At 42.7% G+C, this 22,671-nt stretch carries 23 protein-coding genes and 1 tRNA gene; 17 read left to right on the top strand and 7 right to left on the bottom strand.

The window, feature by feature from the left end; genetic code table 11:
* A partial coding sequence (locus LPKJCM_RS13565; protein ID WP_225364152.1) for an integrase core domain-containing protein occupies window positions 1-370 on the top strand: 370 nt, incomplete at its 5' end.
* A gap of 103 nt (window positions 371-473) precedes the next feature.
* Here LPKJCM_RS13565 and pgmB read toward each other — a convergent pair.
* The 3 genes from pgmB to mscL all read right to left on the bottom strand — a co-directional run bounded on the left by pgmB (window position 474) and on the right by mscL (window position 4,368).
* Entirely contained in the window at window positions 474-1,145 is a 672-nt protein-coding gene (gene pgmB / locus LPKJCM_RS06625; RefSeq protein ID WP_057963207.1) for a beta-phosphoglucomutase, read from the bottom strand.
* A gap of 16 nt (window positions 1,146-1,161) precedes the next feature.
* On the bottom strand, window positions 1,162-3,879 hold the full coding sequence (locus tag LPKJCM_RS06630; RefSeq protein WP_057963208.1) for a glycoside hydrolase family 65 protein: 2,718 nt from the start codon (window positions 3,877-3,879) through the stop codon (window positions 1,162-1,164).
* A 123-nt stretch (window positions 3,880-4,002) separates the two neighbouring features.
* Window positions 4,003-4,368: a large-conductance mechanosensitive channel protein MscL gene (gene mscL / locus LPKJCM_RS06635; protein ID WP_057963209.1), complete on the bottom strand. Its 366-nt coding sequence runs from the start codon at window positions 4,366-4,368 to the stop codon at window positions 4,003-4,005.
* A gap of 153 nt (window positions 4,369-4,521) precedes the next feature.
* Between mscL and LPKJCM_RS06640 the strand changes: the two genes are divergently transcribed.
* The 9 genes from LPKJCM_RS06640 (at window position 4,522) to LPKJCM_RS06680 (ending at window position 13,650) form a co-directional block, all read left to right on the top strand.
* The gene (locus LPKJCM_RS06640) at window positions 4,522-4,734 is read left to right on the top strand and encodes a hypothetical protein (RefSeq protein WP_057963210.1); all 213 of its coding nucleotides are present in this window, start codon (window positions 4,522-4,524) and stop codon (window positions 4,732-4,734) included.
* A gap of 17 nt (window positions 4,735-4,751) precedes the next feature.
* Entirely contained in the window at window positions 4,752-6,599 is a 1,848-nt protein-coding gene (locus tag LPKJCM_RS06645) for a S53 family peptidase (RefSeq protein ID WP_057963211.1), read from the top strand.
* An 11-nt stretch (window positions 6,600-6,610) separates the two neighbouring features.
* Window positions 6,611-7,324 carry a CPBP family intramembrane glutamic endopeptidase gene (locus LPKJCM_RS06650; RefSeq protein ID WP_057963212.1) on the top strand — a complete coding sequence of 238 codons (714 nt, stop codon included), beginning with the start codon at window positions 6,611-6,613 and terminating at the stop codon, window positions 7,322-7,324.
* A gap of 20 nt (window positions 7,325-7,344) precedes the next feature.
* On the top strand, window positions 7,345-8,454 hold the full coding sequence (locus LPKJCM_RS06655; RefSeq protein ID WP_057963213.1) for a P1 family peptidase: 1,110 nt from the start codon (window positions 7,345-7,347) through the stop codon (window positions 8,452-8,454).
* On the top strand, window positions 8,451-9,002 hold the full coding sequence (locus tag LPKJCM_RS06660; protein WP_057963214.1) for a C39 family peptidase: 552 nt from the start codon (window positions 8,451-8,453) through the stop codon (window positions 9,000-9,002). The genes LPKJCM_RS06655 and LPKJCM_RS06660 overlap by 4 nt, the downstream gene beginning before the upstream one ends.
* Window positions 9,003-9,141: 139 nt before the next feature.
* Window positions 9,142-10,755 (top strand): peptide ABC transporter substrate-binding protein, encoded by a 1,614-nt coding sequence (locus tag LPKJCM_RS06665; protein ID WP_057963215.1) that lies wholly within the window; start codon window positions 9,142-9,144, stop codon window positions 10,753-10,755.
* Between the two features lie 19 nt (window positions 10,756-10,774).
* Window positions 10,775-11,848 (top strand): dipeptide epimerase, encoded by a 1,074-nt coding sequence (locus LPKJCM_RS06670; RefSeq protein ID WP_057963216.1) that lies wholly within the window; start codon window positions 10,775-10,777, stop codon window positions 11,846-11,848.
* Between the two features lie 165 nt (window positions 11,849-12,013).
* Window positions 12,014-12,904, top strand: coding sequence for a C40 family peptidase (locus tag LPKJCM_RS06675; protein WP_057963217.1), 891 nt, complete (start codon window positions 12,014-12,016; stop codon window positions 12,902-12,904).
* Window positions 12,901-13,650, top strand: a complete 750-nt coding sequence (locus LPKJCM_RS06680) for a serine hydrolase (protein ID WP_057963218.1) — start codon at window positions 12,901-12,903, stop codon at window positions 13,648-13,650. The genes LPKJCM_RS06675 and LPKJCM_RS06680 overlap by 4 nt, the downstream gene beginning before the upstream one ends.
* A gap of 117 nt (window positions 13,651-13,767) precedes the next feature.
* Here the strand turns inward: LPKJCM_RS06680 and LPKJCM_RS06685 are convergent, their stop codons facing one another.
* Window positions 13,768-14,220: a MarR family winged helix-turn-helix transcriptional regulator gene (locus tag LPKJCM_RS06685; RefSeq protein WP_057963219.1), complete on the bottom strand. Its 453-nt coding sequence runs from the start codon at window positions 14,218-14,220 to the stop codon at window positions 13,768-13,770.
* Window positions 14,221-14,406: 186 nt separating this feature from the next.
* On the opposite strand from LPKJCM_RS06685, the gene LPKJCM_RS06690 reads away from it, so the two are divergent.
* Both LPKJCM_RS06690 and LPKJCM_RS06695 read left to right on the top strand, forming a co-directional pair.
* Window positions 14,407-15,105, top strand: a complete 699-nt coding sequence (locus LPKJCM_RS06690) for a DUF2238 domain-containing protein (RefSeq protein ID WP_057963220.1) — start codon at window positions 14,407-14,409, stop codon at window positions 15,103-15,105.
* A 21-nt stretch (window positions 15,106-15,126) separates the two neighbouring features.
* Window positions 15,127-15,210: transfer RNA gene (locus LPKJCM_RS06695), tRNA-Leu, on the top strand.
* 93 nt (window positions 15,211-15,303) lie between these two features.
* Here LPKJCM_RS06695 and LPKJCM_RS06700 read toward each other — a convergent pair.
* Entirely contained in the window at window positions 15,304-15,609 is a 306-nt protein-coding gene (locus tag LPKJCM_RS06700; RefSeq protein WP_057963221.1) for a hypothetical protein, read from the bottom strand.
* Window positions 15,610-15,809: 200 nt separating this feature from the next.
* On the opposite strand from LPKJCM_RS06700, the gene LPKJCM_RS06705 reads away from it, so the two are divergent.
* On the top strand, window positions 15,810-16,250 hold the full coding sequence (locus tag LPKJCM_RS06705) for a universal stress protein (RefSeq protein WP_057963222.1): 441 nt from the start codon (window positions 15,810-15,812) through the stop codon (window positions 16,248-16,250).
* Between the two features lie 90 nt (window positions 16,251-16,340).
* On the opposite strand, the gene LPKJCM_RS06710 is transcribed toward LPKJCM_RS06705, so the two are convergent.
* Entirely contained in the window at window positions 16,341-16,574 is a 234-nt protein-coding gene (locus LPKJCM_RS06710; protein WP_057963223.1) for a hypothetical protein, read from the bottom strand.
* Window positions 16,575-16,789: 215 nt separating this feature from the next.
* On the opposite strand from LPKJCM_RS06710, the gene asnB reads away from it, so the two are divergent.
* Genes asnB through LPKJCM_RS06730 form a run of 4 tightly spaced genes read left to right on the top strand, consistent with a single transcriptional unit; the run spans window position 16,790 to window position 22,212 of the window.
* Complete coding sequence (asnB, locus tag LPKJCM_RS06715; protein WP_087069584.1) at window positions 16,790-18,670, top strand: asparagine synthase (glutamine-hydrolyzing); 1,881 nt, start codon at window positions 16,790-16,792, stop codon at window positions 18,668-18,670.
* Window positions 18,671-18,708: 38 nt separating this feature from the next.
* The gene (locus LPKJCM_RS06720) at window positions 18,709-20,235 is read left to right on the top strand and encodes a UDP-N-acetylmuramoyl-L-alanyl-D-glutamate--2,6-diaminopimelate ligase (protein ID WP_225364153.1); all 1,527 of its coding nucleotides are present in this window, start codon (window positions 18,709-18,711) and stop codon (window positions 20,233-20,235) included.
* Window positions 20,236-20,237: 2 nt separating this feature from the next.
* Entirely contained in the window at window positions 20,238-21,488 is a 1,251-nt protein-coding gene (locus tag LPKJCM_RS06725; RefSeq protein ID WP_057963225.1) for a carboxylate--amine ligase, read from the top strand.
* A 13-nt stretch (window positions 21,489-21,501) separates the two neighbouring features.
* The gene (locus LPKJCM_RS06730) at window positions 21,502-22,212 is read left to right on the top strand and encodes an amino acid racemase (RefSeq protein ID WP_057963226.1); all 711 of its coding nucleotides are present in this window, start codon (window positions 21,502-21,504) and stop codon (window positions 22,210-22,212) included.
* A 13-nt stretch (window positions 22,213-22,225) separates the two neighbouring features.
* Here the strand turns inward: LPKJCM_RS06730 and LPKJCM_RS06735 are convergent, their stop codons facing one another.
* The gene (locus LPKJCM_RS06735; protein WP_057963227.1) at window positions 22,226-22,564 is read right to left on the bottom strand and encodes a YisL family protein; all 339 of its coding nucleotides are present in this window, start codon (window positions 22,562-22,564) and stop codon (window positions 22,226-22,228) included.
* Between the last annotated feature and the right edge of the window lie 107 nt (window positions 22,565-22,671).

Raw genomic sequence — 22,671 nt, forward strand, 5'->3', positions numbered from 1 at the left:
AACCGCTGATCTGGTTACTGATACCTTCAAAGCTGCCATTAAGAATAATCATGGTGTCAAGCCAGGGTTGATTCACAGCGACCAGGGATCAAGCTATACATCCGGACGCTATAATACTGCATTGGCTGGAATGGGCATCGTCCATAGTATGTCGCGGCCAGGAACTCCAGGGGATAACAGCCCAATGGAAAGCTTCTGGAGTCACATCAAGACGGAATTTTTTGCCTTCGAACAACCGTTATCTGAGATCGAGATGATCACTTTAATTCAAAAGTGCATTAACTGGTACAACAACGAACGACGACAAGAAACACTCAACGGCATGACCCCAGTGGAATACCGGAATCATACCGTTGAAGAAACTGCATAACAGTTTTAATTATTTAATTGTCTACTTGACCCGGGGTAGCTCCGCGGTTGCCTTTCGTTGTTTATTACCTAGATGCAGATCGGACTAATAGGTCAATGAATGCTTAATTCATTTGTTTTTCGATATTTGCTAACGTCATTTCTGAGGTATCAGCAAAATGGATGTCAGCAGCCTTCAAGATGGTCTGATCACCAATCCCAATTGAGGTTTCGCCAGCAGCGTTGATGGATTCAACACCGGCCGCGGCATCTTCAACACCGATACATTGCTCTGGCTTGAGGTCAATCAATTCAGCTCCCTTTAAATAAATTTCGGGATCCGGCTTGCCTTTGCTCAAAGTCTTTGGGTCGACAATCTTTGGGAAATAATCAGTTAAATTCAGCTTTTGCAACACTTTAGGCGCATTTTTGGACGCTGAAGCTAACGATAGTAAATAGCCGCCATTTTTGATTTCATCCAAGAATGCTTTAATGCCAGGTAAGATATTGTCAGGGGTCATTTGGTCAACTAATTTTAAGTAGTTGGTATTTTTTTCGGTGGCCAAATCGACCTTTTGATCGTCTGTGTACTTGTCTTGAAGATTACCGGCCTTCAAAATCATTTCCAGTGAATCCATTCGACTAATACCTTTCAAGCCGTCTTCGAGTTCTTTAGACCATGGGGCACCAACTTTATCGGCTACCTGATGCCAAGCCTGACTGTGAAAGATGGAAGTATCGGTAATCACACCATCTAGATCAAATACGAAACCCTTAATATCTGAAAATTTTGCCATTTTCATTCACTCCTCATTATTTGTAGGTAATTGTGGTCTTTTTATTTTTAGTCAGTGAATAAGCTTTTTTGGCAACACTGACGTGTGTATCAGCATCCGCTTTTACATCAATCCGGTGGTGACCAATAACGAAGCTATAATTGATTCCCTGGTAAGTTTCGTTAAATGATATTCTATTCCAAGTCGTTGGCAGGTGAGGATTGATGGTCACCTCATCCGTATCGAAACGAACACCACCATAGCATTTCGTTTCAATTTGGAGGGTCGCACCCATCACACCCAAGTGAATTCCTTCGGCAGTGGTGCCACCTTGAATATCGTAGTAATCGGAGAATAGGGCAGTTGAGAATAATTGCCATGATTGGTCCATGTTGCCGTCAATTTCATCTAGAACAGAATAGACAATTCTGGAAAGGGTGGATCCGTGGGTCGTTCGATCAAGGTAGAATCGCAAGTTGCTGGTAAAGAAGTTGGCTGGCAGTTTATAACCTAACCGGTTGATGACTTCTTGAACTTCGTCAAATGGTAATTCGTAGTAAGCCATTAAGGTATCCGCCTGCTTGGCAACCTGGTAGGCATCAGGCGACTTGCCTTCGCCCTTTAGCAGCCGATCAATTCTGGAAATATCGCCGTACTTCTTTCGATAGGAATCAAAATTAAGTTTAGACAAATTGAAGTAACCTGAGAACTGACCGATAATGCCTTCTTCGTTAATATCCAATCGTAGTTTATGATCGATATCGTTCATTTTTGCGAGAATGGTATTGTCAAAGCCGGCTTTTTCACTCGCTTTCTTTAAAGCATCGCTATTCACCTGTGATACCAGCGTATTGACTTTATCAAACAACCAGGAAACCATGATGTTGGTGTAGGCGTTGTTGGTTAAGCCATGATCGTTGGAGTTTGGATACTCTTCATGAAATTCGTCAGGACCCATGACGTGGTGAATATCGTAACGGTCGGCTGATTTGTCATAATCAGTCATGCTGACCCAGAATTTAGAAATAGATAGGAGCATCTCCAACCCGTATTGATCCATAAATTCCTTGTCGCCGGTGATGTGGACATAATTGATAATGTCATAGGCAACTGAAATTGAAACGTGTCGCTGCAAGCGGCTATTATCCGGATCCCATTCGCCACTGACTGGATTTAAATGAACAAATTGGGACTGCTCATCACCAGCCATTCCAGACTGCCAAGGGTACATCGCACCTTGCTTGTCTTCTGAAGCGGCGTATTTTCTAGCCGCCGTTAAACGATTGTAACGGTAGAGCAGGCATTGCTTAGCGATCGCGGGGTAATGAATCGCATAGAATGGCAGATCAAAGGTAACGTCCCAAAAAATGTGACCCCGGTAGGCCTCACCGTGCAACCCTCGAGCACCAACAGATGCATCTAATTTGCCGGATGCCAGTGCGGCCCCGGTCACTAGCATGTGGAAAATATTAACTCTGGTCAACTTTTGGCTGGTTAAATCGTTATCAATCATGATATCTGACTTCTGCCAGACGTTACGCCAGAATTTTTCACTATCATTTAACGTGTCCTCAAATGATGAGGCATCAAGTTCTTTTTGCGCATCAGCCTCCAAATGATCGTTTTGATCTTGTGAGGTGAACACGGTGACGTTTTTCTCAAATTCATAGGTTTTGCCTGGCTCAACGTCAATGCTCAATGCCTGCTGAACTTTGCTTTCTTCAGTGGTGGTATCGATGAGTTTTTTTGTGTCGAAATCTTGACTGCTGAGTTTGGAGTTAATGACGAATTGAACGTGAGAAGTCTTGGTTTGACCAGTCATTGATACTTGATTGTCATGAGCTGCCATGCCAATGACGTCGATATGGTGCTGATCGAAGTCTTGGTAACGCTCAACATTGCCATTAATCACGTTGCCGTCAATGCCAGCATATATTTGTAGACTACCCGAGAAATTAATGGGTTTTAATTCATATTTGATTGCGTAACGATGCCACTGATCCATGTTAGCGGCTTTTGTTGCGCGAACTTGAATAATATGGCCGGTTGAAAGTTGAATGTGCAGGGTGGTTGTCAATGTGCCGGTCTTAAGGTTCAAGCTTCGATAAATATCTTGAATGTCTGCTTTTTTGATTGTAAATGGCAGCTGATGATCGACACCAAAACTGATGTACTGGGCATTCGGCAGGTTAACCAAGTCTTCGTTAACAACGTTACGGTCATTAATTTTGGTGGTAAGTTGGTTGTAGACACCAGCAACGTACATGCCGGGATAATTATCCTGGTCAGCGTGAGACTCAACATACGCCCCCCGCAAACCAAAGTACCCATTACCAATTGTCAGCATCGCTTCTTGGCCGTAGTTACGTTTACCGGCATACTCACCATAGTAATCCAGGTGCCACTTGAGGTATTCTTCCTTATCGGCAATGGCTTTTTGCAAGCCAACTTCTTTGATCTTTTGCAGATTTACAACCGGAATATTCATCATGTTGGCAATTGCCAGGCCAATATCAATCTTTTGGTGATTAATACCAATAATCGTATCGGAAAATTCATAGTTTAACGAATTTTCAATGATGGCTGCGTCAATTGGCAGGCCAGTGAGTGCCGCTTTGATATTTTCAAGATTATCGCCAATTGAAAATTTGGGGTTATATGTGATCATAAACTTTCGAAACGGCGGTTTGTTGGAATCTTCTGAATAGTTTAATTCCATGACCCCATCGCGGGCCCTAATAGCAAACGTTCTCATAACAAAACCTCTTCTCAATTTTTTGGAAATTAATTAATTCTTCACACTTTTAATTCTAGCCCAGACATCGTGCAATCGCAATGAATTACCGCTTTGGAATGGATCAGGCAGTCGCTTTGGACATTATTGTTTAGTTTTTAACAAGTCTCTAATCTCTGAAAGTAGTACTTCTTTGTTATCGATGACCGGTTTGGTTGGTTCACGTTTAATCACCTTATTAATGAGTTTGATTAAAATGAAAACAACAAAGGCAACAATGATAAAATTAATCAGCGAATTGATGAAGGCCCCGTACTTGAACGTGGCATTACCAACTTTGAAAACCAAATTTGATAAATCGATTTTCCCTAGGAAGATTCCGATTAATGGATTGATCAGATTATTGGTGAGTGACGTCACAATTCCAGTGAAGGCACCGCCGATGATAACACCAACTGCCAGATCGATGACGTTTCCTCTGGCGATAAAAGTTTTAAATTCTTTGAGCATTGTTTTTCTCCTTTCAAGCATTTCATTTCTGTGATGTATTTATTATATCGGCTTTAAATGCTTTAAGCCAAACTGTAACTTTACTAATTCAAGCGTGAACTCGGCCAACAAAGTATGATAGTATGAAATAAGAAATTTTACAGGAGAATTCATTTGAAGAAGTCTAAATTATTCTTAATCGTTGGCGCAGTCATATTTGTGTTGGCAGTCGCATTTTTCATCACGAAGTCATGGCATTTGTCAGTGCTGTCTTTTGCACTGGTTTGGCTAATTGCAATCATTGTCATTCGGGTAATTTTGACGCCATTGGTCGTGGTGCTTGTCCGCCAGCGTGAAGCTGATGAGAACCGTCACGATAAATCATAATGCATGAAGGGGATTACATGAAGAAGAACTGGCTCGAGAAGATTGTTATAACCGCAGGATTTACCTTGCTTGCTGTCGGTGGCTTTACGGTCACCGCTGGACAAGTGTCGGCTCGCACAACCAACGTTGCTGATTCCAAACAGCAGTTGGTTGATGTTGTGCTGCGGCCGAAAAGTCAGTCGGCTCTCCACCGATTTGTCTACAATACGGTGACACCCACTTCTTCAAACTACCGTCAATTTATCTCGCCCAACACATTTGCCAAACGGTTTAGTCAAAGCCCCAAGCAAATCAAGGCTTTACAAACCTATCTCAGACAGCATCATTTAAAAGCTGAGACTTATAAAGGCAGCTTAATTATGGTGGTTAAAGGATCAACCAAAAATATTGAAAAAGCTTTTAAAGTCAATTTGGTGAACGTTAATAATGGTGAAGTTACCTATCAAAAGGCCAGCCGAAATCCTCAATTACCAAAGAAACTTTCTAAAGCCGTTTATACCGTTTTTGGGTTATCCAATTACTCACCATTTTCATCGTCCAAAACTAATTTTCAGCCCTCATCTCTTCATACCCGTGCCGCAAATGGCACGACGACCACGAAAAAATATTCACCGACTCGCTTTGTTCGCCGCTATAATCTGCAGTCTCTGTACGATAATGGATCCACCGGGCGCAGCAAAACAATTGGGATTATTTCCTTTGCCAACTTTCACCCCAATGATGTGTATCGTTATTGGGATGACGAGGGGATCAATGTGTTGTCCAACCGGTTGAGTGTATATCGCACCAATGGCTTTAAGGGCACTGGGGACGGATATGATGAAACCACCATTGATGTTGAACAGGCTGGGGCCATCGCACCGGATAGCAACATTCGAACTTACATTGCCCGCCCAAACATTTTGGGAATGGTGAACTCAATTGCTGCAGCGGTTGGCCAAAATGTGGCTGACAGTTTGTCACTGAGCTGGGGCCAAAGCGAGGCTCAAGTGGCCTATGAAATGAAACAGGGGATTACACCGAAAAAATACAATCAAATTATGAACTTATTATTTGAGCAGGCAGCTGCACAAGGGATGAGTGTTTTCACTGCGACTGGCGATAATGGTGCTTATGATGGGATCACGACCGGATTAACGTCTGGGTTGTCGGTGGATACGCCGTCTAATTCGTCCTATGTGACTGCAGTGGGGGGCACAACGCTTCCCAAAACCTATACGGTCAATAAGAAGAAAGTCACGATCAAGCGGGAACGCGCCTGGGGAGCTGATTTCTTATATCCCAACTATCAACACCAACGTTTCTTTGGAACTTTGGACATGCTTCAAAGCTTTTTTGCCGGGGGTGGGGGCGGTTTTAGTAAGTATAATGCCATCCCCGCCTATCAAAAGGGCATCAGTGGTGTCGGCACGTATGATGCCACGAATCGATGGAAATTTAAGTACGGCAGACCGGAATTGTTAAAAAAGCCGGTTAATCTCAGCGGCAAAAAAAGTGGGCGAAATCTGCCCGACATTTCAGCCAATGCCGATCCCAATACGGGGTATAGTATGTTTATTACCCCGAAGAATAATCGTAATTCCAAAGGGCAATGGCTGATCACCGGTGGGACGAGTGTTGTCGCGCCACAGATGGCGGCAGCCAGTGTTTTGATGTCTGATTTTACCACTAACGGACGTCTAGGCTTCTGGAACCCACAGATCTATCGATTTGCTAAACGGTCAACATCACCCTTTAAGCCACTAGATAGTCGGTCAAACAACACTAATCTATACTATACTGGGCAGCCTGGGAAAATATATAATCAGGCTACCGGGCTGGGAACCGTTGATTTTACGGCTTTAAACAAAGCTTTTAATCCTTAAGGAGGCGCTGCATGGAAGAGCAAAGAAAGTTAACACTTGGCGATTATTTTGAACGCTTAATGATCTTTTTAGGTTTGATTATTTTGGTGGGATCGGTTCAATTGCCATTAATGTTTATTGCCCAGGGGAAACTGTCGGCTATCGCCAACTATGTCGTTGCTGCGCTGTATCTGCTGGGCTTTGTGATTGCGATTTGGCTGGCTCAGGCTGCCTATCGGAAGTACGGTCGGTATCAAATCCAAAAAATCACCTGGCAAAACGTTAAAATGATTGTGATTGCCTGGATTGCATTTTTAGTGATTGAATTATTACTGGGTAACCTCAATAAATTGGTTTATCACGTGAGCCAAACGGATAATAATCAAGAAATTCAATCATTGCTGTCCAGTAATCATCTCACCCTGGTTTTGATGGGGTTTACAGCGATTTTTTGTTCGCCAATTCTTGAAGAAACCATTTTTCGGGGATATTTGATCACAGCGTTCTTTCGATCAACCAGTAAGTGGGCACCCATCATTGTCAGTGGAATCGCATTTGCGTTACCCCACATGGATCCTAACTTTGCCCATTTTAATGTGATTAGCTTTCTAACATATGCGATTCTGGGCGGTATCCTAGGTTATTTGTACGTGGCAACCAAAAATTTAAAAGTATCAATTGGACTGCATTTTTTAAACAATTTGATCGCCGTCGGTGGCATGATTGCGATGATTTTTTCGGTCTAGAAATGTGAGAGGTGTCAAATATGGGTTTATCGGTTAAATTAATGAATGATCTTTCTGATGGTGTCAAAGGTCAACGGAATCTGATTACAGATGTTGCCGGCGTTAAAGTCGGCCAGGTGACGATTGACGATGGTGATGTTCATAGTGGGGTGACCGCAATTTTATCGCACCCCGGGAATCTGTTTCGGCATAAAGTGCCTGCAGCATCCTGCGTTCTTAATGGTTTTGGTAAAAGTGTCGGCTTAGTTCAAATTGATGAACTGGGGACCATTGAAACGCCAATTTTAATGACCAATACCTTTGGGGTCGGCACGGCCTTAAATGCCCTAACCAAACAAATGCTGGCTGCCAATCCCGAGATTGGGGATACCACCAGTACAGTCAACCCGATTGTTGCTGAATGTAACGACGGTGATGTTTCCAACATTCGCAAAATGGCGATTAGTGAGCAAACTATAATCGATGCCTTAGCGGCCGTGGATACCGATTTTGAAGAAGGTGCGGTCGGCAGTGGTCGTGGGATGATGTGCTACGATCTCAAGGGCGGCATTGGGTCTTCATCGCGAATTGTGACCGTTGATTCTAAGCATCAGTACACGGTAGGCGCACTTGTTATGACCAACTATGGTTATTTAACCGATTTTATTGTCAATGGCGCCCCAATTGGTGCACCATTAGCTAAAGTGTTGGCAGAAGATAAGCACAAAGAAGAAAAGGGGTCGATTATCACAATTCTGGCAACCGATGCGCCTTTAAATGCCAGGCAACTCAAACGAATGGCTAAAAGGGCGAGCGTGGGCATTAATCGTACCGGGGGTTACATTGGTAACGGCAGTGGCGAAATTGTTCTGGCCTTTTCAACTGCGAATCAGGTGGATCATTTTGAAAGTAGTGAGTTTGATACGGTTACCCGCTTTAATGACAACCAAATTGACTTATTCTTCAGAGCAGTCGCCAGTGTCGTTGATGAGTCGGTCTTGAGCTCGATGGTTCATGCGGAATCAATCATTGATCGAAAAGGGCGGCTGCGTTTGAATTTAGTTGATGCATGCAAGAGGTTGATCCAGCAACAACCGGCCTATAAGGAAATGGTTGAGCAGGTCTTTTCACAGCTCGGGGTGGTTAAATGAGTTCAAAAGTTTTATTGGGTGCTGAAAATATCGACCAAGTTGCTTGGGGCGCCATTAACGGTTGTGAAGCTGCCAGTTTGTTGGAGGGGCTGCATTATCAAGGGCGTGCTTTAGATCTGAATTATGGTCAGTTCCTGCTCCAAATGCCAATTTCAGCTGACAACAACCCTTACCATGGATTTGGTGGTTCACCTTTCACGAATCGCCCTGGTAAGTTCGAAGCGATCTTTACCCGACCGCTCCTGTGGTGGGGAAATCGTTATGGTCATCTACAAGAGTTGAGTGGCGCAAACCCGCAGTGGTTATATGATTCGGTGACAAAAGGCAATCCCGTTCTAACGTTTGTCACCGTTCACTTTGAACAACCTGACTGGGATTCCTATCCGTTTGGCCAAGTCCCGGCAAATAATCACGCGGTCCTTTTGGATGGGATCGATAGTGACCAGGTTCATGTGAGTGATCCGATTGACGGTCAGTATTGGCTGTCAAAAGCTAAATTCGAGTTCATTTATCAAACTCGCCGGATGGCAATTGCAATTAATAAGTAAAGTTCACAGTAAAATCGCATACTTTAACAGGCTTTCTGAAATCAATATTAGAAAAGGCCTGTTTTTTTGATACTTTTATGCTAAATTAGAACCAAGATGCCTTTGTTAAACATCTTACATATTAGAGGAGGATTATATCATGCATTTATCTCGTGGAGTGGCTGCACTCGCAGGTGTAGCAAGCATTGCATTAATTCTGGCAGGTTGTGGCCAAAAGTCTGGCGAAGCTAACAAGACGATTAAGACTTCAACCGATTCTGAACTGACAACTGTCGATCCATCGAAGACCACGGCGGTCGGGACTTTCAACGTCTTGAATAACGTCGATGAAGGTTTGGTTCGACTAGGGAAGGATAGTAAGGTGGAACCTGGAATTGCCAAATCATGGACGGTTTCAAAAGATGGTAAGACGTATACTTACAATCTCCGGAAGGGTGCCAAATGGAGTAACAGTGATCCGGTGACTGCCAAAGACTTCGTTTATTCATGGCAGCGGACGTTGAATCCGAAAACGGCTTCGCAATACGGGTATCTATTCTCAGGAATTAAAAATGCCGACAAGATTCAAAATAAAAAAGCCAAAGTTTCCTCGCTGGGCATTAAAGCCGACGGCAATTACAAATTGACAGTGACCCTGGAACAACGGATTCCATACTTCAATCTGCTAATGGGCTTTCCGGTCTTTTTCCCACAAGATTCCAAGACTGTCAATAAATACGGGAATGATTATGGCACTTCAGCTAAAACCCAAGTCTATAACGGCCCATTTACGTTGACCGGCTGGACTGGGACTAATAATCAGTGGACTTTGAAGAAGAATACCAATTACTGGGATAAGAAGGCCGTTAAGCTTGATAACATCAAGTTTAGTGTTCAAGCAGATCCTTCAACGTCACTGAATCTCTACAATCAAGGCAAACTGGATATGTCACAGCTTTCAGCTACCCAAGCTAAACAAATGGGTAACAAAAAAGATATGATTTCACGTAAACAATCCTCCAATTATTACATCGCGGTTAACCAAAAGAATAAGGTCTTTAAGAACCTGAAAATTCGCCAAGCGATGTCGATGATTATTAACCGAAAGACTTTGGCTAATAAAGTGATGGGCGGCGGTGCAATCGATAATAACAGCTTTGTCTCTGAGGGATTAGCCGTTTCACCAAAGAACGGAACGGACTTTACCAAAGACACGACGGCACCCGCATCAATGACCTACAATCCAACTCAGGCAAAACAGCTGTTTAAGGAAGGCCTTCAAGAAGTTGGCAGAACTTCACTGCACTTTACCCTGTTAAACTCGGACGGTAGTGATCAGAACAGTGAGTACCTGCAAAGTGCCTTACAAAAGCTCCCAGGGTTAACAGTGACGCTCAATAACATTCCGGGTCGTTCAATTTTGTCTCGACAAGCTGATGGTCAATTCACTGTGACCGTTGCCAACTGGTTTGCTGACTTCTCTGACCCGATTACATTCTTGAACATTTTGACTTCTGATAATCCAAGCAACATTTCCGGTTGGAAGAATTCAGCCTATGATTCCCTCATTAAGGCCAGCAACGCAGACGATGGCAGCAACGCGAACGCCCGTTGGCAGGATATGGTTAAGGCTCAGAACTTGGCCTTGAAAGATCAAGCCATTATTCCACTTTACCAATCGGGTGAAAAGTGGATGGTTAATTCAAAAGTGAAGGGAATTGTGTATAATACGGCTGGCGCCAACTACAATTTCAAAACCGCTTACGTCAAATAATCATTAGGAGTGACAGTGATTGGAACCCGTTATTAAACAAATTGAAGTAAAGAAAGCTGCTGTGCCACTTAAACGGCCGTTTAAAACCGCTTTAAGGACTGTGACCACTGCCCAGACTCTGATCGTGAAAGTGGTTACCAGCGATGGTAAAGTCGGTTATGGTGAGGCAGCGCCGACCCCCGTCATCACTGGCGATACGCTGCCAAGTATTGAAGCGGCAGTTGAAGACGTCATTGGACCGAAAATCATTGGCAAACCACTGTCTGACTCAGAAGACATTAAGACTACGATTGACCAGTCAATCGTCCATAATTCGAGTCCTAAGGCTGCCTTAAATATTGCTGTCAATGATTTGCTGGCTCAGCGGTATGGCGTGCCCCTATACCAGTTGCTGGGTGGCCATTCAAATAAGATTACAACCGATTATACGGTTAGTGTTGGGACAGTTGATGACATGATCTCACAAGCCAGGGATTTGATTGCCCAGGGGTTCACCACTTTGAAGATCAAGGTGGGTGACGATTCTGAAACCGCAGATCTCGACAAAGTTGTCGCTATCCGGAAAGCCGTTGGTCCAGACATTCATATCAGATTGGATGCCAACCAAGGCTGGCACCAAAAACAAGCGGTGGCGGTTATTAATCGAATGAGGGATTTAAAGCTCGACATTCAACTGGTTGAACAGCCGGTTAAAGCCGACGATTTCGATGGTCTGGCATATGTAACTGCAAATACGACGACAATGATTATGGCCGATGAAAGTATTTTTTCGGTTGAAGATGCCGCTCGAATGATTCGCATGCATGGGTGTGACATTATCAATCTTAAGTTGATGAAAGCGGGCGGGATTGATAATGCGATTAAGATCAATACCCTTGCTGAAGTCGCCGGTATTCCCTGTATGGTGGGCAGCATGATTGAGTCATCGGTTTCGGTAACTGCCGCGGCTCATTTGGCAGCAGCTAAGCAAAATATTAAGTATGTTGATTTAGACGCATCGATGATGTTCTCCAGCAACCCGGTTGCCGGTGGAATCATTAATCAACAAAATAGCATCACTTTCCCGGATTTACCAGGGTTAGGATTCAAGTAGTAGAGGAGGCTCGGGCATAAATATTGTTTATGTTCCAGCCTCTTTTACGTTTGACAGATTGATCATTAACGGTTAATTACCGGTTTTAATGCTATCTAGCGGGTGGTTGGTGGCTAATGAGGTATAATATATGTATACTAAAATTTAACGAATGGAGGTGCCCAAATGGAAACAAGACGTGTCAAAGTTCCAGTCGCAACTATCTGGAAAGCTAAAGCATCACCAAGAAAAGTTGATCAACCTGCTTTAGATGGTGATGGTAAAAAATGGGTTGAGCAAATGAGTGTTGAGCAATCAGTTGCGCTTTCTGATGATGATTTATTAGAAACCCAAGCTTTGTTTAACGACGAGGTCATTATTGATCATTTTGAGGGTGATTGGGCGAAAGTATCCATTCCCTGTCAGCGAGATGATTCTGATTCGAGGGGTTATCCTGGTTGGGTACCAACTAAATTATTAAGTGACCAGCAAATTAGTTATCCACCAGTCACCTCGATCGTGCGAATTGCCATTCGGACAGCCAAATTGTATGATGAAAATAAAAAGCCTCTCCTAGAAATGAGCTTGGGAACGGTGCTGCCGCAAACGGGTACCAGTGGCGATTACATCGAAGTCGTAACACCGCTTGGGAAGGGATTGATTGATCAATCAGCAGCTGTTCTGCCGTTCGTTGGGGCTAACGCCGGTGAAACGATGGTCGAAATGGGCCGTCAATTTTTAGGCGAGCGTTATCTTTGGGGTGGTATCAGTTCCTATGGTTTTGACTGCTCTGGCTTTGCGTACACCCTTCATCGCATTCTCGGGTTCGATATTCCCAGGGATGCCGACGATCAACAGGAAAACGGCCTACCGTTGTCACCCGAAGAGATTTTACCCGGCGACTTGGTGTTTTTTGCCTATGATCATGGCAAAGGCTACGTTCATCATGTTGGCATGTACATTGGTAACGGCAAAATGATCGAATCAAGAACCCCTGGCGCCAAGGTCGATATTGCCGAATTAACTGAACCCAAGTTTGCAGCTGAATTTGCCGGCTTTAGGAGATATTTGCGATGAGCGATCTTTCCGAAACAATTGACCAGGTGATGGCAGACAGTCCATTTAAGTATGGATTACTCATCGAAAGTGATGGCCAAACGTTGGCAGAACATGACAGTCGGCAAGCTTTTCCATCTGCTTCTTTGATCAAACTAGCTGTTTTAAACGCTGTTTTAGACAGTAAAGTTGATTTGGATCAACTGATCCATGTCTCATCTGACAAGCTAGTTGGGGGAGCTGGCATTCTGCAATTGATGTCCAATCGATCTTGGAAACTGGGGGATTTGCTGGCATTGATGATCAGCGTGTCTGATAATTCCGCAACCAACCTGGTTATTTCTTTGATGGGGATGGCACAAATTCAAGCCTACCTTGAAACACGTGATTTCAAGCAGACTAAGCTTGAGCGTTACCTGATGGATGGTCGGGCACTGGCTACGGGGCATGACAATCAAACAAGTGCCGCTGAAAGCCTATTGCTCCTCCAACAAGCACTGAGTCACGGGCCTGAAATTCAGAACTGGTTTCGTAATCAACAATTTCGATATAAGTTGCCCGGCAATTTTGATGAATCTTCAGAAAAGGTTGTTGTATACAACAAGACTGGTGAAGGCAATCTAATTGACCATGATGTGGCCAGAATTGTATATAACAATCATTTTGTGGATGTTGCAATGCTGACGCTTGGGTCACTTAATCGAATGGCAACCTTACAGAAATTTAATCAGGTTGGCCAGGCGATTGTCGATTGGCTGGCTGAATAACATTTAGACTACAAAAGGGACTTGGACAAAGCGATTAGTTTTGTCCAAGTCCCTTATTGAGTTTCATCGTTATATATCAAATTTAAGCAGCCAAGTTTCTGACACTACAACTTCGGCTTATACCTGTGGATCGTTGTATAAGTCAAGCTTTTGTTCGAGGGTTGTCATGGCCTGCATGCAAGTTTCTTTTTCATCGGGGGTCAATCCCAAAATATCAAAGCAACTATTGATGTGACCATAAACCACGTTTTGCTGTTCTTTTGCTTTATCCGTCAACTGAATCACCACGGTTCGCTCATCTGAGCGGCTACGGCTGCGGCTGATCCAGCCGTGACTTTCGAGTCGTTTCAGTAAAGGCGTCAAAGTACCGCTGTCAAGATGTAAATATTCACCCAGTTGTTTAACAGAGAGCGGTGCGTATTGCCATAGCGTCAACATCGCAATATACTGTGGGTAAGTTAAATCGAAAGGTTTTAGTGCCTGTTGGTAAAAATGATTAAATTTCTTATTCGCCGAGTAGACTTGGAAGCACAACTGCTCGTCTAGGTGAATTGGTTGGATTTGAGGCATATTTTTTCAACTCCTATTGGTTTTGCGCGTGCTGAAAGTGGCTGATAGCTACTTCCGACACTAGTCGAATGAGTTTAAATACTTTATGTTATTATTGTAATGTATTTATATTTAAAAGCAAGACTTATACACGGGAGTCAATTTAATTGCAGACAATTATTTTGACACAAAAGGGGATTTTTACATATGAAGATTAGTAAATTTAGATTTAGTACTTGGTTGTTTTGGATTACGGTCGTTTCAATGGCCGCTTATATCGGATACTTTGGGTATTGGTTAATGAAGGGCCAACCTAAAATCCACGGGCAGACACTGCTCTTGGTGGAAGTCTTTATTGGCATTATAATTGCCAGCCTGCCATTTTTGATTGAAAAGTTGGGTCGGTTTTATTTTCCACAGATTGAATTGATTTTCTTCTACATCTTTCTGTATATGTCCATTTTCTTGGGATCAGGCCTCCAATTTTACGGGGTGCCATTTTGGGATAAATATGAACATGTCTTTTCCGCAATGATGTTAGCCGGGTTAGGCTTCTCAATCTTTCAAGGATTGATGACCGCCAGGGATAACGCCACAAACAAGCCATTTTTGATGAGCTTGTTTGCGTTTACGTTTGGGACGACTTGTGGCGTTTTCTGGGAAATGTATGAGTTTACAGCTGATGGTTTGGGTGGCTTGAATCTTCAACGGTACGAAGAAGCCGGTAAGTTGTTAGTTGGCCGAGCTGCCTTGATGGATACCATGACCGATCTGATCGCTGATTTGGCGGGGGCCTTCTTGATGGCTTTGATTGGTTATTTGATGATGAAACATGATCCAAGCTCAAGCAGATACCTGGTTTTTAAAACAAAACGACAAAACTTCTTTTCAAGTTACTACTTTTAGTGTAAAATAAAACCTGTTGTTGCCCTCGTGGCGGAACTGGCAGACGCGCAGCGTTCAGGTCGCTGTTTGAGCAATCAAGTACAGGTTCGAATCCTGCCGAGGGCATAACAGAAAACGCCTCAATCCATTAGGAATAATGGGTTGAGGCGTTTTCGTGTTAAAACCACTATCAGCCAAAGTAGCTTAGGCATTAACCCATCATTGCGAAAAAATAACGTTATTAATGCCAAATACGTTCATGCCGTACAAAAACAGCATCAAAGCGTTTACGATTGCAGAAATGACAATGATGTCGTATCGAAATGTCGTATTGTAAATTGAAAAAAAGTGATTGGTATACTTTTTCCCACTATACGTGAAAGCGGCGATAATCAAAAAAATGGTTATCACGGTCTGGATAATGAACCCGGTCATGTAAATAGCAGTACTACCATAAGTATCCTGAACAAAATACAGACCAATACAAATTAAATCAAGCAGAATCGTTATCAATGGGATATTCAATCAGCCTCTCTCTAAGTTGATGCATTCATTATATCAAAGTTGTGATTGCACTGGTTAAATACGGTTATTTTACAGGAAATTATGATCATTGTGATTAAGAATATATCTCTAAACTCATTAATTGCTTTTTGTATATAATCGTAGCATTATAGTGGTGTAGACAAGAATGTTTCCGCTTACAAGAAAGAAGGGTGATATTTATGTACAACAACATTTTAGTACCACTTGACGGAAGTAGAAATTCCCAACAGGCACTGGAAGAGGCTTGCAAGCTGGCCAAGCAATTTGACTCAAAGCTGCAGTTGGTAACGGTTATTAACAACACTAATTTCTATTACGGCGCAGGGGCTGCTGGCATGCCGCCAAGCATGTATGATGACCAGCACAAGATCGCTGAAAATATTATTGCTGAGGTTAAGAAGTATGCTGATTCGCAAGGTGTCAACTATGAAACGGCCATTGATATCGGTAATCCAAAGAACATCATTGCCCATGTTTATCCGGATGAGCACGATGTCGATCTGATCGTTATTGGTAAATCAGGTGTCGATGCCATTAACCGACTTCTGATTGGTTCGACAACTGCCTTTGTTGTTCGAAACGCGACGACGAAAGTCTTGGTTGTTAATACAAAAGCATAGCTATTCACATTTAAACAACTCAAAAAGGGATTCAGAATTGTTCTATAAATAACAAATTCTGAATCCTTTTTGAGTTCCATTCTTATTTCATTAAATCCGATCCGAAATCTTATAGGGCTTTTGAATGGCATTTTTTTCATTATCATGGCTAATGATGTCGTCAGCCATAAAGATGTCGAAGTTTTTGTTGTCGACGCCATGAACAACCAGAACCCGCTTGTTCTGTTCTTTTTCCTTATAAATTTGGGCTGTTTTGACAGCTTCATTATGATCATGAAAGTTGCCGATAGAATCTCCTGGGTTGAAAAATACGATCTCATCCATTTGTATCTCTCCCTTCAAAACAATTTGATACTCTATTTAAAGTATAACGTAAAAGAATGGTAAAATGAAATTCGAAAGTGTTTTAATTTCCTTTAACCAAGCCGTTCTTTAAGAAAGGTTTATAGGACTGGTAGCAAGCTATGTAATCTGATAAAATATACAACGTTATTAATTTCAAGACTAACCAAGAAGATTTGATAAAAGGGGTATAAAATATGTGCGGATTTGTTGGTTACGTTAACCAAAAAGATGTTCCAGAAGGTACCATTAACAGCATGGCTGATCGGATCAAGCATCGTGGCCCCGACGACGAAGCTTATTTTACCGACGATAATGTTTCAATGGGATTTCGTCGACTTTCAATCATTGATTTAGCCCATGGCCGTCAGCCGATGTTTAACGCTGACCAGACTAAGGTACTGACTTTTAATGGTGAAATTTACAATTATAAAGAAATTCGTGAAGAACTTCGCGATTTAGGATATGAATTCAAGACTGATGTTGATTCCGAGGTGTTGGTCTATGGCTACGAAGAATGGGGCCCAGCCTTATTAGATAAACTTCGCGGCATGTTTGCCTTTGTGATTTATGATAAGAAGAATAACGAGGTCTTTGGTGCCCGGGATCACTTTGGAATCAAGCCGTTATACTATTACGATGACGGTGATACCTTTCTTTGGGGTTCTGAAATCAAAGCATTTTTGGAACACCCTAATTTCAATAAGGAACTGAACTTGCGCTTACTGCCAATTCATCTGAGCTTTGAGTTTATCCCTTCAAGAGAAACCATGTTCAAGCACGTTTATAAACTGTTGCCGGGTCAATACTTCTTGCACAAGAACGGCAAGACCGAAACCCATCGTTACTACAAATTCAACTACGATCATATTGATAACGGTCAAACAATTGAAGGGGACGCTGACAAGATTGGTAAATTGATCGATGATTCTGTTAAGGCCCATATGATTGCCGATGTTGAAGTGGGTAGCTTCCTATCTAGTGGAATTGACTCAAGTTACGTTTTGAACGAAGCCGCAAAGTTAAAGCCAATCCAGTCCTTCTCAATTGGCTTTCACCACTCCAAATATAGTGAGTTGGCTTGGTCGACTGAATTTGCCAAGACCATTAATCAAAAGAATACGCCAATTTACATGAATGGTGATGACTATTTCAATTTCCTACCAACCATGATGTATTACATGGATGAGCCGCTTTCCAACCCAGCTGCCATTCAGTTGTACTACCTATCAAAGGACACGTCCAAGCACGTTAAAGTCGCTTTATCTGGTGAAGGTGCTGATGAATTCTTTGGTGGCTACAACACCTATCTGGAGGCCATTCCATTCGATCGTTACCAGAAATATGTGCCAAAGCCCGTTCGTAAGGGGTTGGCTGCCGTTGCCAAGCGGCTCCCTCGTTTCCATGGCAAACGCTTCTTGGTTCGTGGTGCACAGCCGTTAAGTGAACGCTACTATCGTGTGAACTACGTGTTTAATTATGATGATCGGAATCGAGTCTTAAAGGATCCTGCAATTAACACCGATTCAGGTGCTTATACCAAGCACATTTTTGACGATGTTAAGGGTAAAGACGAAATGACTCAAATGGAATACTTTGATATCAATACCTGGCTGCCTTTCGACATTTTGCATAAGGCTGATCGGATGAGTATGTGTAACTCGCTTGAAGTTCGGGTGCCATTTGTTGATAAGGAAGTTGCCAAATTTGCCGAAACCATGCCGGTTAAGACGCGAATTACCCCTGATGAAACCAAAATTGCCTTGCGAACTTCAGCAGAACGGGAAATGCCTAAAAAGACCGCTCTTAAAGAAAAGCTTGGCTTCCCGTCTCCAATCGCCAGCTGGATCAATGATCCCAAGTATCATGAACGAATTGTGAATGCTTTTCATTCTGATACCGGTCAGAAGTTCTTCAACGTCAACGAATTGGACCGGCTTTTAAAGGAACATGCTGAAGGCAAGTCCAACATGCAGAAGATTTTCACCATCTATACCTTTATCCTCTGGTACCAAGTTTACTTCCCAGAAGATACAACTGAGAATACCGTCAGTTTGGTTCATCGGACTCAGATTTAGAAATATGCGAAGAATGGAAGGTGCACGAATTGGCACAAATGACTGTTGCTGAGGTTTTAGTTTTACTCAATGAACACAATTTATTGCTTGAAAGTCAATTGAGCAGCTCAAGTCATCCTTTTGACCAGATTGCATACAACTCTAAATTAGTCACTGATAATTGTTTATTTTTCTGTAAGGGTAACTTTAAACCAGCTTATCTGGATGATGCGCAAAAAAACGGGGCGACTGCCTACATGTCCGAAAAGATATACGCAAACGCCGCCATCCCAGGCTTTATCGTTAAAAATATCCAAAAAGCAATGTCGCTCGTAAGTGCGGCATTTTTTGGGTTTCCACAAGATGATTTACCAACGATTGCTTACACGGGAACGAAAGGCAAGACAACGTCAGCCTACTTTACCAAGGCGATTCTGGACCAAACTTACCAACGCAAAGTTGCATTGTCCTCAACAATTAATACGGTGGTTGGATTGATGCCACAAGATGTTGTTAAATCGACTTTAACGACCCCTGAATCCCTGGATTTATTCACGACAATGCGAAAAGCCGTTGATAATGGGATGAGTCACTTAGTAATGGAAGTCTCTTCACAGGCTTACAAGAAGAACCGGGTTTACGGCCTGCATTACGATGTCGGGGTTTTTCTAAACATTTCACCTGACCATATCGGCCGAAATGAACACCCAACTTTTGCTGACTATTTGCATTGCAAAGAACAGTTACTGGTTAATTCCGATGTTTGCGTGCTGAATGCCGATGGGACGCATTTGACTGACATTTTTTACGCAGCCAAAGCCACCACTCAGCCGGAGAACATTTTTATTTATGGTAGAGCTGGTCAGCATTCAGAAACTGACTTTCCGGTGGACGTCGAATATCGCTCTTTAAAGGATTCACTGACGGAAAATCAAATTCAAGTAACTGCCCGATCAGCTAAAGCCAAACGATTGAACATCGATGGCGTGTATCAAATTGGCATTCCCGGCGATTACAACGAAGGCAATGCGGTTGCCGCAGCGATTACCAGCGCTTTGATGGGTGCCAAACCCAACGAGATTGCATACGGTTTGGCTAATACCCGGGTACCCGGACGAATGGAAATTTATCGGACTCGTGACCATGGAACGGTTTACGTTGACTACGCCCATAACTACGGCAGCCTTCATTCGGTTCTTGATTTCTTGAAGAAGCAGGCTCCAGCCGGCAAAGTAACCGTTATTACCGGCAGCACCGGCGATAAGGGAATCGACCGGCGTGAAGGTCTGGGAAAAGCAATTAATGAGTCTGCCGATGAGGCCTATTTGACGACTGATGATCCCGCAACTGAGGATCCCCAACAAATTGCCAAGGAAATTGCTGCTCACATTGACACATCCAGAGTGGCCACAACCTACATTGCCGATCGCAAACAGGCGATCACTCAGGCAATTTCAAACAGTCAAAAAGGTGACTTGGTTGTCGTTGCTGGCAAGGGCCATGATCAGTACCAAAAAATGAATGGTAAAAACGTTCCGTATGAAGGCGATGCGGCAATTGTTAAAAATCTCGTGAAAGGACTCTAGTAATGAAAAATAAGCAGCTTGATTTTACGCCTGTTCTTTTAGGTAGTGACTTTAATGCCTATGGGATGGCCAGAAGTTTATACGAAATTTACGGTAAGCCCGTCAAAGCATTTGCCCAAACCCAACTGGCACCGACGCGCTTCACAAAAATTGTTGATTTAGAGCTGATTCCCGGCTTCAGTGAGGATCCGGTCTGGATTAAGTCGATGAAGCAGATTAAAAATCGTTATGTTAACCATCAAGAACCGGTCATTTTGATCGGTTGTGGGGATGGCTATGCTGAATTAATCGCCAAACACAAGGCAGAATTAGAAGATGTCTTCATTTGTCCTTACATTGATTATGATCTCATTAAAAAGCTCAATGATAAAGAGAACTTCTACAAGATGTGTGATCAATATGATTTGCCATATCCTAAGACAAAGATCATTTCCAAAGCGATGTACGCCTCAGGTGAGCCAATTGAACAGCCGTTTGGCTATCCAGTTGCCCTTAAGCCCGCCAATAGTGTTGAGTGGTTGGATATTCATTTTGAAGGGCGCAAAAAGGCCTTTATCATCAAAAGTGAAGCGGAATTCCAGAATGTTGTTGCCAAGAGTTATGACAACGGCTACACATCTGATTTTATTCTTCAAGACTTTATCCCCGGTGACGACAGTAATATGCGGACCTTAAACGTTTATGTTGATAAGAACCATCAGGTTAAACTGATGTGTCTGGGCCATCCATTGCTGGAAGATCCGGCCCCGGCTGCGATTGGAAACTATGTCGCAATTATTCCCGACTTTAACCAGGAAATCTACAACAAAGTGCAAGCATTTCTTGAAAAAATCAAATTCCATGGTTATGCCAATTTTGACCTTAAGTTTGACCATCGAGACAATTCTTACAAGTTGTTTGAAATCAATTTGCGAACAGGCCGCAGCAGTTTCTTTGTGACCTTGAACGGCCATCATCTAGCTGACTGGGTGGTTCAAGATTACGTCTTCGACTCATTGAAGGACAAAAAAACGTTGTATGCCAATCAGGATCAAAGTCAGTTCTTCCTGTGGCTCGGTGTGACACCTAAGATCTTTGAAAAATACGCCAAAGATAATGATGCCAAAAAACAAGCTATGGAAATGATCAATGAAGGCCGTTATGGGGACACTTTCTGGTATGCTAAGGACAAAAACATCAAACGCTTTGCATTATATAAGTGGATGATGCACAATTATGCCAAGAGTTTTAAGACGTACTTTGTCGAAAAATAAGGGACTGATTTAGTTGAAAAATTTCTTTACAATCATTGGTGGCATGGGCACCGAAGCAACTGAGACCTTCATTCATATCTTAAATGAGCGGACGCAGGCAAAAAAAGACCAGGACTATCTAAATTACATCTTAGTCAATCATTCGACCATTTCTGATCGAACTGATTATATTTTGGATCACTCAAAGCCCAATCCGTTGATTCCGTTATCTGATGACATTAAGCAGCAGAGTACCTTAGGCCCAGACTTTTTTGCGATTCCCTGCAATACCGCGCATTATTTTTATGATGAGCTCCAAAAACTCACTGATGTGCCGATTTTGCATATGCCAAAAGAAACCGTCGTAGCTATTAAAGACTATGCGCCCAATGCTAAACGAGTCGGAATCATTGCGACTGAGGGGACACTGCATGACAAAATTTATGATCGAGAAATTATGAACGCTGGTTATGAATTGGTTAAACCAACGGCCAAAATTGCCGATCAAACTATGACCTTGATTTATGATGATATTAAAGCTAAAAATGAAGTAGACGAGGGTCTGTATCACTTGATTCTCTCCCAAATGGTTGAGTCCTTAAAGTGTGACATCGTCATTTTGGGCTGTACGGAATTGTCAGTTGCTCAGCAGCGGGCCGGCAATCACGACTATCCGGTCATTGATGCCCAGACGGTCTTGGCTGACAAGTGTATCCAACTAGCTCAGCAAAATCGGGCAAAATAAATAGCCAACTAACTTAATAGTTGACCAAAGTTTGAAGGAAAACAGCTATCGGTGTGGCAATTATCAAAAGCCACAGCAGTTTTGGGCTGTAATTGACGTCTTGTTTTCTGCCATAAGCCGTTTCTGTTAACGCAATGACTGCCAGTGTGATTACCGCACCAATAATAACCAGTAGTGGGTGACGGTGAAATGAACGCAGTGAAATAACGACTTGACTAATCATGATGAGCCAGTAGAAGAGGCGGGCAATCATCATCGAATCGATGACGTGCTTTTTAATCGATCTGGTTAATCCCCAGATAAAATTCACAAATAGAATTGCCCAGCAGCTGTAGTTCAATATGATCCACATTCAAATCACCTCTTAAGTCAAGTATCTATATTTTAGCTTCAAAAAGCAATCCTTTCCAAAATTCTTTAGCGATTTCAAATCTTTATGACAAAGATAATTTAAAATGG

The organism is Lentilactobacillus parakefiri, assembly GCF_002157585.1.
Classification (GTDB): domain Bacteria; phylum Bacillota; class Bacilli; order Lactobacillales; family Lactobacillaceae; genus Lentilactobacillus; species Lentilactobacillus parakefiri.

Excerpts from the sequence above, each read along its gene's own strand:
- pgmB (WP_057963207.1), bottom strand. The coding sequence starts at position 1,145 with ATGGCAAAATTTTCAGATATTAAGGGTTTCGTATTTGATCTAGATGGT.
- LPKJCM_RS06630 (WP_057963208.1), bottom strand. The coding sequence starts at position 3,879 with ATGAGAACGTTTGCTATTAGGGCCCGCGATGGGGTCATGGAATTAAAC.
- mscL (WP_057963209.1), bottom strand. The coding sequence starts at position 4,368 with ATGCTCAAAGAATTTAAAACTTTTATCGCCAGAGGAAACGTCATCGAT.
- LPKJCM_RS06645 (WP_057963211.1), top strand. The coding sequence starts at position 4,752 with ATGAAGAAGAACTGGCTCGAGAAGATTGTTATAACCGCAGGATTTACC.
- LPKJCM_RS06650 (WP_057963212.1), top strand. The coding sequence starts at position 6,611 with ATGGAAGAGCAAAGAAAGTTAACACTTGGCGATTATTTTGAACGCTTA.
- LPKJCM_RS06655 (WP_057963213.1), top strand. The coding sequence starts at position 7,345 with ATGGGTTTATCGGTTAAATTAATGAATGATCTTTCTGATGGTGTCAAA.
- LPKJCM_RS06660 (WP_057963214.1), top strand. The coding sequence starts at position 8,451 with ATGAGTTCAAAAGTTTTATTGGGTGCTGAAAATATCGACCAAGTTGCT.
- LPKJCM_RS06665 (WP_057963215.1), top strand. The coding sequence starts at position 9,142 with ATGCATTTATCTCGTGGAGTGGCTGCACTCGCAGGTGTAGCAAGCATT.
- LPKJCM_RS06675 (WP_057963217.1), top strand. The coding sequence starts at position 12,014 with ATGGAAACAAGACGTGTCAAAGTTCCAGTCGCAACTATCTGGAAAGCT.
- LPKJCM_RS06680 (WP_057963218.1), top strand. The coding sequence starts at position 12,901 with ATGAGCGATCTTTCCGAAACAATTGACCAGGTGATGGCAGACAGTCCA.
- LPKJCM_RS06685 (WP_057963219.1), bottom strand. The coding sequence starts at position 14,220 with ATGCCTCAAATCCAACCAATTCACCTAGACGAGCAGTTGTGCTTCCAA.
- LPKJCM_RS06690 (WP_057963220.1), top strand. The coding sequence starts at position 14,407 with ATGAAGATTAGTAAATTTAGATTTAGTACTTGGTTGTTTTGGATTACG.
- LPKJCM_RS06705 (WP_057963222.1), top strand. The coding sequence starts at position 15,810 with ATGTACAACAACATTTTAGTACCACTTGACGGAAGTAGAAATTCCCAA.
- LPKJCM_RS06710 (WP_057963223.1), bottom strand. The coding sequence starts at position 16,574 with ATGGATGAGATCGTATTTTTCAACCCAGGAGATTCTATCGGCAACTTT.
- asnB (WP_087069584.1), top strand. The coding sequence starts at position 16,790 with ATGTGCGGATTTGTTGGTTACGTTAACCAAAAAGATGTTCCAGAAGGT.
- LPKJCM_RS06720 (WP_225364153.1), top strand. The coding sequence starts at position 18,709 with ATGACTGTTGCTGAGGTTTTAGTTTTACTCAATGAACACAATTTATTG.
- LPKJCM_RS06725 (WP_057963225.1), top strand. The coding sequence starts at position 20,238 with ATGAAAAATAAGCAGCTTGATTTTACGCCTGTTCTTTTAGGTAGTGAC.
- LPKJCM_RS06735 (WP_057963227.1), bottom strand. The coding sequence starts at position 22,564 with ATGTGGATCATATTGAACTACAGCTGCTGGGCAATTCTATTTGTGAAT.